Annotated in this window: 10 protein-coding genes; 5 read left to right on the forward strand and 5 right to left on the reverse strand. The window is 39.1% G+C overall.

What is annotated here, in order from left to right; genetic code table 11:
- Positions 1–6 precede the first annotated feature (6 nt).
- From A3GK_RS10545 to A3GK_RS11040, 5 genes are read left to right on the forward strand one after another with little or no spacing between them, the layout of a single operon-like run.
- Positions 7–381: a PqqD family protein gene (locus A3GK_RS10545; protein WP_162138140.1), complete on the forward strand. Its 375-nt coding sequence runs from the start codon at positions 7–9 to the stop codon at positions 379–381.
- 4 nt (positions 382–385) lie between these two features.
- Positions 386–736: a S24/S26 family peptidase gene (locus tag A3GK_RS11815; protein ID WP_018028578.1), complete on the forward strand. Its 351-nt coding sequence runs from the start codon at positions 386–388 to the stop codon at positions 734–736.
- Between the two features lie 3 nt (positions 737–739).
- Entirely contained in the window at positions 740–1,864 is a 1,125-nt protein-coding gene (locus A3GK_RS0106055; RefSeq protein ID WP_018028579.1) for a nucleotidyltransferase family protein, read from the forward strand.
- Positions 1,861–3,528, forward strand: a complete 1,668-nt coding sequence (locus A3GK_RS10555; RefSeq protein ID WP_081605317.1) for an ABC transporter ATP-binding protein — start codon at positions 1,861–1,863, stop codon at positions 3,526–3,528. Before A3GK_RS0106055 ends, A3GK_RS10555 begins: the two co-directional genes overlap by 4 nt.
- Positions 3,515–4,531 (forward strand): glycosyltransferase family 2 protein, encoded by a 1,017-nt coding sequence (locus A3GK_RS11040; RefSeq protein WP_162138141.1) that lies wholly within the window; start codon positions 3,515–3,517, stop codon positions 4,529–4,531. The genes A3GK_RS10555 and A3GK_RS11040 overlap by 14 nt, the downstream gene beginning before the upstream one ends.
- A 30-nt stretch (positions 4,532–4,561) precedes the next feature.
- Here A3GK_RS11040 and A3GK_RS0106070 read toward each other — a convergent pair whose 3' ends face one another.
- Genes A3GK_RS0106070 through A3GK_RS0106090 form a run of 5 tightly spaced genes read right to left on the reverse strand, consistent with a single transcriptional unit; the run spans position 4,562 to position 10,065 of the window.
- Positions 4,562–5,524, reverse strand: coding sequence for a glycosyltransferase family 8 protein (locus A3GK_RS0106070; RefSeq protein WP_018028582.1), 963 nt, complete (start codon positions 5,522–5,524; stop codon positions 4,562–4,564).
- On the reverse strand, positions 5,521–6,627 hold the full coding sequence (locus tag A3GK_RS0106075) for a glycosyltransferase family 4 protein (protein WP_018028583.1): 1,107 nt from the start codon (positions 6,625–6,627) through the stop codon (positions 5,521–5,523). The genes A3GK_RS0106070 and A3GK_RS0106075 overlap by 4 nt, the downstream gene beginning before the upstream one ends.
- Positions 6,620–7,768, reverse strand: a complete 1,149-nt coding sequence (locus tag A3GK_RS0106080) for a glycosyltransferase family 4 protein (protein ID WP_244860727.1) — start codon at positions 7,766–7,768, stop codon at positions 6,620–6,622. The genes A3GK_RS0106075 and A3GK_RS0106080 overlap by 8 nt, the downstream gene beginning before the upstream one ends.
- 6 nt (positions 7,769–7,774) lie before the next feature.
- Positions 7,775–9,049 carry a hypothetical protein gene (locus A3GK_RS0106085; protein ID WP_018028585.1) on the reverse strand — a complete coding sequence of 425 codons (1,275 nt, stop codon included), beginning with the start codon at positions 9,047–9,049 and terminating at the stop codon, positions 7,775–7,777.
- Positions 9,050–9,063: 14 nt separating this feature from the next.
- The gene (locus tag A3GK_RS0106090; protein WP_018028586.1) at positions 9,064–10,065 is read right to left on the reverse strand and encodes a glycosyltransferase family 2 protein; all 1,002 of its coding nucleotides are present in this window, start codon (positions 10,063–10,065) and stop codon (positions 9,064–9,066) included.
- Positions 10,066–10,426 lie beyond the last annotated feature (361 nt).

Consider the following 10,426-nt stretch of genomic DNA (forward strand, 5'->3'; position numbering starts at 1 on the left):
AATCTTATGAAACTTAGAGACGACATCGTAATTCGTAAAGTAGGCGGCGAGTACATTACAGTTGTACCTAGCCCTCAGGGCGTAGGATATAGCTCTGTAGTAACGCTTAATGAGAGTGCTTCTGAGGTTGTCAAGGCTTTTCGTGGACTTGAAATTAATGCAGATTTAGTGGCCACTTTTTTGCTGAATAATTATGATGTTGATACTGAGAAAGCCCACGAAGATGCAGTGGCTCTTGTGAAGCTTATAGAAAGTTCAGGCTTGATAAGCTTAGAAAATCAATATTTTTTTTCTAGTAGGGAGGGAAATGGAAGATCTGCTCGGTTTGGCAGCGAAAGATTTATCACAAGGATACCGAGTGATAGTAAGAGCCAGAGGTAATAGTATGTATCCTTTGATTCATGATAAGACTGATAAAATAGTTCTAGCACCTATTTGTGCCCGTCTTAAGGTGGGAGAGATAGTGTTGGCTATTAATGATGGCGGCTTCATTTTACATCGAATTGTGAAAATATACTCTGACAGTGTATTATTACGCGGTGATGGCAATCCTGCTGGCATAGAGCATATTAAGATTGACTCAATATTAGGAGAAGCAATAGCGATAGTACGGAGTAATAATAGAGTGATTCAGAAAGGTTCACTACTATGGCGAGGCTTTCAATATCTATGGCCAAAAGGCGGGTGGTTTAGGAAAAAGTCTTTGGGGGTCTTACGACGACTAGATTTGATTTAGATTATGGATAGAGCATCGCTACTTTTTATTGAACTATTGAGAGCTTCTATTAGGGACATTCCATTTGAAAATAATGGCTCCGATTCGGAGTCCACAATTCAGCAGGCACCACATTTATGGCGACTTGCTAAGCAGCATCAGGTGGAGGGAATGATTGCCGATCAATTGCTGACACTCCCCGACTTGCCTATGAATATTTCAGTTCAACTGATGAGCTATCTGCAGGGCTTGGAGAGGCTATCTAATGATATGTCGGCTGTCTTAGCAAAGCTCTATAATGAGTTGGAGGCACTTAATTTTCATTCCATCCTCGTAAAAGGCCATGCTAATGCTGCTCTTTATCCCAATCCATTACTGAGAACCATTGGAGATATTGACCTATACTTTCCAAATAAGTCTGATTTTGAAAAAGTTATAGAGTTGATGAGTAGGAGGGGATACAAAATTCATAGTGAGACTAAAAATAATAAGTTACTCCATAAGGCGGTGCAAATGGATACCTTCTTACTAGAGTGCCATGGTCAATTACTCTACTTACCTTTGACTACTAAGAATAAGGTATTTGAAGAGTACTACAATCAATTACTCAATCACACTGAGAAAAAGACTATCTTGATTGATGATGTTCCTGTACAAGTGTTACCCGCTGAACTACAGCTAATTCATACTTTCCTGCACTTTTTTGGAGACTTTTTATATGGTGGTGCTATTTTTAAGCGACTATTGGATTGGTACTTTGTGGTGAGTAAGTATGGTCATACTATTGATCAAGACAGATTGTCACACTTGCTTAAAGAAATGAAGCTAGAGTATCAAGTAGGTCTCTTTGGAGAGCTCTTGCATAGGTGGTTTGAGCTTCCAGAAGAGTCAATTCCATGGAAAAGGCCAGAGAAAACACCTAATTTCCATCGCGATTTAAAATCACTAGAGCACTGCTATTTTGAAAATAGGGTGGAGCAGTTAAAGAGTAGATCCTCTCAAGGAAGTGTCTGGCAACAACGCTTTTGGAAGTGGTGGAGTGTAGTGGATCATAATTTCCACTATAGGCATATAATAGGTCATTATGCCTATAAAGCTCCGATGGATATGCTTCTTTTTAGAGCCCAAGAAACTGTGATAAGGAGATGAAAAAGAGGACAAGGATTATTTCCTTATTATTAAAAGATTATTGGGTTAGATTGCTCTTAATCTTTCTTCTAGGGCTGGTATCAGTGGGTCTTAGCTTCCTCTTTGTATGGCTTAGTAAGCTATTAATTGATGTGGCTACAGGGGATTCATTGAAGTATGACTTTTGGTTTGTAGTGATATGGTATTTATCACTTATCTTTGGACGAATACTACTGACCACTTGGAATAGATGGTTTTCAACTACCACGTCGGCAAAAATCACTAAAACGCTTCGTGCTAGGCTCTATGACGAGCTACTATATACTAAATGGAATGAACTATCACACCTTAGAAGTGGGGATCTCACTTCAAGGTTACTTCAGGATGCAAAGGAGGTAACTGGATTACTGGTTTGGCAGTTACCTTCCTTGGCAATTGGGGTGATTCAGTTGATTGGAGCATTAGTATTCATGTCCTTCATTGATCCTCGAGTGACGTGGTGTGTCGTCTTTTTTATCCCCTTCGTCTTTTTCTTTAGTCGAATATACTTTAGGAAGATGCGAGTGATCACTCACAGAGTGAAAGGACGGGAAAGCGATCTTTTTTCCTACTTTAATGAGGTAGTTCAACATCAACTAATCATACGAATTTTTGGTCAACAACCTAAGACGCTCTCTAAACTAGGTAAGGGGGAGAAACATTTGGTGGACATGATTAAAGAGCAACTACGCTTCAGTGTATATAGTGGTTTAGCTTTGAAAATAGTATTCACTGGGGGGTATGGGATTGCAATGGTATGGGCCATCTACCGCCTGCACTTAGGGTTGATTACTTTTGGATCGGTAGTAGCTTTCTTACAATTGGTCTCTTACATTCAATCACCTACCTACAATACCGTAAAGCTATTGCCAGGTATTGCATCTTCACTAACTGCCATTGACAGATTAGAGGAATTGCTCTTGCTTCCATCGGAACTAAGAGCATCTAGAATTATGGACTTCAAATCCATTGAAAGTATCCAGGCAAAGAAGGTCAGCTTTAGCTATAAAGGAAGAGAAGAGGTATTGAATCAGGTGGATTTTGAAATCAATCGTGGTGAATTGGTGGCATTAACTGGAGTTACTGGTACGGGAAAAACTACGATTTTCAAGCTCTTGATGGGACTAGAGACTCCTATGAATGGCTCACTGCATTTAGCTCTCTTGGGAGGAAAAAAGGTAGAGATAGACGAACAAACTCGTGATGCATTTGCTTATGTGCCACAAGAGACAGCACTTTTCTCTGGAACGATCAGAGATAATTTATTACTCGGTGCTCCTGAGGCTTCTGAGGAGCAAATGATAGATGCACTGCACTTGGCTGTTGCAGATTATGTATTAGAACTTAGTGATGGCTTGGACACAGTCCTTACAGAGGGTGGAGTAGGGCTATCGGAAGGGCAGGCACAGCGTATCTCTATTGCACGAGCCTTATTATCAAATAGACCCATATTGCTACTTGATGAAGCAACTTCTGCCTTGGATCCTGAGACGGAGTCTCAATTGCTAGCTAATCTCCAACGATTGACTATTGAAAGAGGTCTAACGACACTATTTATTACTCACAATCCGAAGGTGGCAGATTATTGTAACCGCACCCTCAACTTAGCACATGGTAAAATCAACGAATCGTATGAATACAACTAAACTCCTATCAATCATTATTCCAGCCTACAATGTGGCTCCATATATAGGCAAGTGCTTAGATAGTTGCTTAAACCAAGACATTCCACACGAGCATTATGAAATTATAGTGGTGGATGATGGGTCGAAAGATGACACAGCACTAGTTGTAAAGCAATATTGTAATGAATACCCTAATATCTCGTATCACTATCAAGAGAATGCGGGGCAAGGCGTTGCTAGAAATGTTGGCCTTAGCTATGCGACAGGTGAATATATATGGTTTGTTGACTCAGACGACTGGATAAGAGAAAATTGTATCAATTCATTGCTTAATTATGTAAGAAAACTCCAGCTAGATATCTGCTTGTTCCCTGTGGCCAAGGTAGATGGAGAAAGGAAAAACATAAAGGATGATTTCGCTCATTTTAATGAAATTGCATACTCTTTAGATGAGTTTACTGAAATGGGAAAGATGACCTATTCTCCTTGCAATTATTTGTTTTTACGCGTGCTTAGTAGCTCAAATAACATCTGTTTTTTATCGGGAATATATCATGAGGATATAGAGTTTAATACCCGGCTTATCATGGAAGCGACTCGTATCGGGCATTATAAAAGTAGTGAAGGACTGTATTACTACAGATATACTCGTGAAGGTTCTACAATGAATAATCGATCTGAGCCATCCTTGCGAAAACACATTTTAAGTCTATTTATTGTCTTAAAATCAATGCGTAATACTTATACTCAAGCACAAGGTGCCTACAAATCGTTATTAGCCACTACACATAATAGTCTATTTCTCACCGCTCTGATTCCTATTTTTGAGACCTGCGATTTGCCAAATAAGGATCAGTTATATCGCGAGTATGCCAAGGAGTATCAATTTGAATATCTAAAACCGAAAAAAGGGCTTTCAAAGGTGGATATTATGTCTCCTTTTCGCTACTCTCTAGCTCTCACAACAAGACTACAACGCACATTCCAATCCTTTAGAGCCTTAATAAACCACACTAGATTTTAGGACATGATTAAATCATAATCTAAACAGCTATTACTTCTTTTTCAGTAGTGTGGTCAGAGTGTCTTTAGCTTTGAGTAGTCCTTGGAATATTTGCCCAACTATTGGAGTTTTCCAAATGTTGTACAACTTATGTGCTTTTTTTGACACCTCCATTTGTTGTTTTAGCGACTCTGGAAGGTGGATGTAGTAGTCCCACCACTTATCAAATTGGATGGCATATCCTTTCCAAGGTTTAGCAGAGGTGTAATGCACATTGCCATGACGGTGTACTGCTTTCCAGTCATCATTTGTATAGAGCTTCAAAAAAGCATCTTTGTATATACTTGGATAGAAGGTCCGTATACTATTGTAGTAGGGGGGTAGGGATATGATTTTGCCGTGTGCTAAGATGTTGTAGGCATCTTGATCTGGAAAAACAAAGCTCTTTGCCCTCTCCGTCTGTAGCAGATCCATCATCTGCTTGCTGAAATTCACTCTCCTCATCTCCTTGAGGTTCATCAAAAGGAACCCGCTATTGATGTACCATGTGGGGTCATTAAGTTCAAGAGACTTAAAGTGATCTATATTAGCGCCTATTAGTGTCTCCCGTACTCCTCCTAATAAGTTTTCATCCAGGTCTATAGAGAAGAGCTTGGAGAGGTCGTTTTGCACAATAATATCACAGTCTAGGTAAAGAGCAGTATCATACTCTGGAAGAAGCTCAGGAATCAAAATCCTATATAGTGACCCGATGGAGAACGATCCAAAATAGGCACTTGGCACGCGACCTGACATATCTATAAAGGTCCACTCAGACACGATACCTCTCTTATCCAATCCTTTTATCCTCTGCTCAATAGAAGGGGATAGCGGAGCTTCAACAAGTGAGATGATATGGTATCTTGTTGTAGGGTCTGCACTCTCAATGATTGATAGTAGAGTAGTAGCTGCAGGGACTACGAAATTAGTCGTGTAGCAAACAACAATAGGAAGTGGCATAGTCGTATTCATCATTGAAGCAATTCATCAAATAGTTTTGCCCAAGTATTTGCAATGGGTGGGGTAGGGTTGGTTATAGGTGTGGGCATAAAACTTCCATATGCTTCTTCAATAACCTTCTTCATTAAGTTAGCTAGCTCGTTAGCATCATGAGGAGAAAAATAGGCTGTCTGTAAAAGTCCACCAGCAGTTTCGTGAGCATAGGGTAAATCTGCTAGTAAAATTGGGCGACCATATCTTCCAAATTCTGTAATAGGAAGCCCCCAAGTCTCCACTTTAGAGGGAAAGACAAGTGCATCAGCCTTGTCATATAACTTCCTCATCTGAGTCTGATTTTGATAGCCAGCAAAAGAGATAGAGCTGACTTCGCCCCATCGGCTGTATAGATACTTTGCATACCTGTTTTCATCTCCTTTGAGGGTCAAAATGGTTTGAAACCTTCCTTTGCCTATCTGCTCTTCTAGCAGTTTTGAAGCTTGACAGAGTAGTTCAAAATTCTTGTGTACATTTGGAGCCGCAGGGTAGAAGAATGTAGTAGTCCTGGAATTGTTTGCTGGCCTAATTTCGTCATTTCTTATTGGCATCATTGGAGGGAATACGATAATTCTCTCAGATGACAAACCGAATAACTTCTCAAATGCATCCTTAAACCACTGAGTTTGTACAACTACAAAGTCGTTCTTCTTTATATTGGGTCGATAGATAAAATTCTTTGATAGCCATGCAAAGAAGAATATCTTGTAATTAAGGCAAAGGTCTCTAATACTTCCTTTGTAAAAGGGGAATGGATTATGGCAATATACGGCCTTTTTATTAGCAACAACATTTGGTGTTGTATCATGTAGAGAAAGCCAAAGATCAATTGGAGTCAGCCTTTTAGAGAGTTTTTTCAAAGTAATATGTTCACACCAAAGGCGGTGCAACCAAGTCTTTTTGGCCCATGGAATTTCTATGTATTCAATCCCTTCATATAGAGCTAGTTTTTTATCGTGTACAATAGCGATGACTCTGAGGTGATCAACCTGAGTGGATAGGTACTCGAGACAATTATTTAATATCTCAAGCGTACCCCCTGTATTAATATTTACAGCTGAAATTACGATTAACTGCTTATTCATATAGAACCTTATTAAAAAGTGATGTCCACAGCCTCATTATTCTTTCTTCATCAAATCTCTTTGAAGAAACTACTGCTGCATTTCCCATGCGTAGTCTTAACTCTTGATCTTTAATAAGCTCAAGTAGTTTATCAGCAAATAACTGCCGGTCGCCCATTGGAATGATATAGCCATCAATTCCGTCATTGATAATGTCTTTTGGCCCACACTTACAATCGTAAGAGATTATTGGCAACCCACAAGCTTGGGCTTCTAAAAGCACCATCGGAAGTCCTTCGTAGCGAGAAGTCATTGCGTATATGCTCCCTGTGAGATACTTCTCCTGAATAGTGGAAGTAGCAGGTGATAGCGTCACTTTACTCTTGAGACCAAGACCATCAATTAATTTCTGGAGCCTATCTTTATCTGGACCATTACCTATGATTTCAAGGCCCCAATCAGGTGCCTTATCGTGTATAGCATTGAAAATATGTATTAGTTCAGAAAAGTGTTTTTGGTGTGCCAGTCGTCCAACAGCTATAATCTTATTGGTTCTTTCTGTTTCCTTTAAATCAACATTCCTGAATGTATTGTTTAGAGCATTAGGTATAACACTTATATTTTTATCCATACCCCAGTAGCCTTTGTCCTCGTTTGTAAGAACTACAAAATGGTCGTATGACTTAGCTGTTTTAAGATCTTGTTTGCTTAATATGCGATCAATAATGCCCAATAATCCTTTCCTTTCATATTGCTTCCTTTTGAATCTTGAAAAATGGACTTCAAGGATTTTCTTGCTTCCATCATTAATTTTTGGAATGATAGATGACCCATTGTCAAAGAGTGAGACAACTATGTCGGGCCTAATTGATCGCAGATGCTTGGAGAGTATGCTTTTATGCTTAAAGAGTTTAAATGGGTATGAAAAAAGCTTAGCTGCTATCCCCTTGCTTTCTTCGTAATTAATGCCCAAGTCAATTTGCTGAATATCTGGATTGAGAGGAAAAAAAGCATTGCGTCCTCTCTGCTCTGTGGTGATAATCGTAATTTCATATCCGTGAGACGACAGCCAGTTTGCCTTGTTCGAAAGCACGCGTTCCATACCTCCAGAGTTATAGGTCCCTCCTATGCAGTAGACAAGCTTGATATTACGTTTTTCCATACTTTGTTAAACAGCTGCAATTTTATATTTAGACTGAAATTCATCTAGCCAGTAGAATAGGGCAACAACATAATAAATGTCGGTCGATACTTTTATCCAAACTACAAAGACAATAATTAATAGTAAAATAAAAAGCAACCTATAGTTTGGAATGGCTTTGCAAAAAGAGAGAAGCTGATAGATAAAGAATATCGCAAAGATAGTCAGACCACATAATCCAGAATACAATACAAATCGGCAATATCCGATGTCTGTACCAAAAAACCAATCTTCAAATATCCCATAACCAATGATCCACCCCTGTAAATCTGTAGGCCATATCCACATCGTTTGGAGCACATCTGTACTCCCTGTTTGCCACACTCCAGTTTCAAAGAAACTGAAAAATCCCTCAAACCCAAAGCGGAATAGGCTTCTAGCCTCTGCACTCACATTATAGATCAGTATGCTTGCCAAAATTGAAATAGATAAAATAGCAAGGAAGCTATTAATCATAGGCTGGAGAGATATCATGCCATTTCTATCATTCGCGAAATAAGAACCGATTATAACAATCAGACCAATCACTACTCCTATAAGTGTAGTACGTGAAATCATATTACCAATGATTGATATGATTAAGAAGGAGCAGATAAACCACCTCATACTACTAGAAGAGCCATATACTAGCTCATCCTGTGTCATTACAAATGCGGCCATCGTAAGTGTTACTGCAAAACGAACTCCAGCCGGGTCTAGTGATGCACCTATCCCATATAGCCTCCCCCCTTCCTTCACAAATTGGTTGCCAGTGGTAAGATAGTTGTCAACGATATATGCCACCATTGGAATATTATCAATTAACAAGGCAATCACACACTGAAAGAGACAGACTGCAAGAAAATAGCTAGTAATTAGCCTAAGATTTACCTCTCTATGCACTACGCGAATTAATTCAGCTATAGTATAGGCTGAAAAAGTCCAAGTAAAAAATGAGACAAAATAATTGCTATAGCCATAGTCTGAAGTGGCATTAATCTCAGTAGAGAGATAATTAATAGTCGAAAATAAAAAAGCTATAAGGGTTGCGAATATGAGTTGTAGTGGAATGGTATTTTTCTTTTCATAAAAAATGCCAATCAGGAATAGGACTGTACCAACTATTGCTAGCACCACTTTAGTATTAGGTCCACCGTATACACCTAGAGAGTTAATTGGGAAAAGGTAAAAATCAACTGCTAGAGCACATATAATAGTGCCTATAGCTTTGGCAATGTTATTAAGCGAAAGGATGTTATTCATGATCTCTATCTCTCTTAATATCTCAATCTATAAGCTATCTTATAAACATAATTAAATAGATCTACCAACCAAAATTGTCCCTTCATGGCACACTTCTGAAGCCATTGATTATATTTATGATCTGACGGGTATTCATCTATAAAGAGATTAGCCTCTGGGAACAATTCCTGCCATTTCTTATATTGGTTCGCGTCTCTAGAATATAGAAAGGGAAGCTTAAGGGTGAGCTTCAAAAAGTTGATATCATCAGTGTAATCGTGACTACTGACTTTTGCCATTATTTCCTCTAGAGCTTTAATATTTGTGGCGATATCATCGTAGTGCTTATTATTATAGTTTTTAGTGAGAGAGGCTTCGTTAGATGTCATATAGTGATAAAGGGGGGCGTTTAGCATTTGAAAGTCTTTAGCATAGAGCAATACCTGCCCCATAAAGTAGAGGTCTTCACCCATATTATACCCTGAAAGGAAGTGTATATCCTCTCTCACGATCAACTTCCGCCTTATCATAAAGGCCCATAAGTTCCATTTCATTTTCCCTTCACAGATCAATTTCAGAGCTGCTTCGGGTGTATTAGGTTTGGGACAGTCAATAAGTCTTGATTTCGCCTCATTCTGCAGATAATAGTTATATCCGACGACATCGGTTTGCGGGATAGAAAGTAGCTGCACAAAGGAATTCGGAGCATAATAATCATCTGCATCTAGCCATAAAACATACTCCCCAATTGCATGGGATAGAGCAGTATTTCTAGCCTTGGCCACTCCTCCATTCTCTTCATGCTGTATAATCTTTACGCTAATATGTTTAGGGGCATTAATCGAAAATTGCTCAAGCACTTCTGACGTCTTATCAGTAGAGCAGTCGTTAACCACGACGAGTTCAAAAGGAATTGCCCCCTGATCTAGGAGCGAGTCCAAACTTCTTTGAATCGTATTTTCACCATTATAAACTGGCATCAGCACAGAAATCAATGGGGGAGCAGTCACTTTTTGTATATTGTCACAATTTTGCATAAGACGCAGCTTTTATCATCTACTTGCAAAGATAAGGAATAATTTTGAGGTGGGTGGTGAAAGTCATCTTACCTCAATTCCGCAGGCTGAGTTTTTATTGCTTTAGTCGGGTACTTATTGATTGTTTTTTCTTGTGTCCCGACTTTTTTAGCAGACTAAAGGCTTTATGTAGAGGTCTGCGTATTCTCTATTTATCTCTTTATGATGTATTCATTGCGTTGTTTTGTGTAAATCCTACGTCTTTTGGCACTCCTATTGCCATCTTAAGATGCCATTGTCTTAAAGTGGTCATGTGCTTGTCTTGCCTGTCTATCAGCCTTCTCCTACCCATCGCACATCTGTTCTACATACCATCGCTGTA

It is taken from the genome of Porphyromonas somerae DSM 23386, from assembly GCF_000372405.1.
Classification (GTDB): domain Bacteria; phylum Bacteroidota; class Bacteroidia; order Bacteroidales; family Porphyromonadaceae; genus Porphyromonas_A; species Porphyromonas_A somerae.

Coding starts and splice junctions, on each gene's coding strand:
- A3GK_RS10545 (WP_162138140.1), top strand. CDS start 7: ATGAAACTTAGAGACGACATCGTAATTCGTAAAGTAGGCGGCGAGTAC.
- A3GK_RS11815 (WP_018028578.1), top strand. CDS start 386: ATGTATCCTTTGATTCATGATAAGACTGATAAAATAGTTCTAGCACCT.
- A3GK_RS0106055 (WP_018028579.1), top strand. CDS start 740: ATGGATAGAGCATCGCTACTTTTTATTGAACTATTGAGAGCTTCTATT.
- A3GK_RS10555 (WP_081605317.1), top strand. CDS start 1,861: ATGAAAAAGAGGACAAGGATTATTTCCTTATTATTAAAAGATTATTGG.
- A3GK_RS11040 (WP_162138141.1), top strand. CDS start 3,515: ATGAATACAACTAAACTCCTATCAATCATTATTCCAGCCTACAATGTG.
- A3GK_RS0106070 (WP_018028582.1), bottom strand. CDS start 5,524: ATGATGAATACGACTATGCCACTTCCTATTGTTGTTTGCTACACGACT.
- A3GK_RS0106075 (WP_018028583.1), bottom strand. CDS start 6,627: ATGAATAAGCAGTTAATCGTAATTTCAGCTGTAAATATTAATACAGGG.
- A3GK_RS0106080 (WP_244860727.1), bottom strand. CDS start 7,768: ATGGAAAAACGTAATATCAAGCTTGTCTACTGCATAGGAGGGACCTAT.
- A3GK_RS0106085 (WP_018028585.1), bottom strand. CDS start 9,049: ATGAATAACATCCTTTCGCTTAATAACATTGCCAAAGCTATAGGCACT.
- A3GK_RS0106090 (WP_018028586.1), bottom strand. CDS start 10,065: ATGCAAAATTGTGACAATATACAAAAAGTGACTGCTCCCCCATTGATT.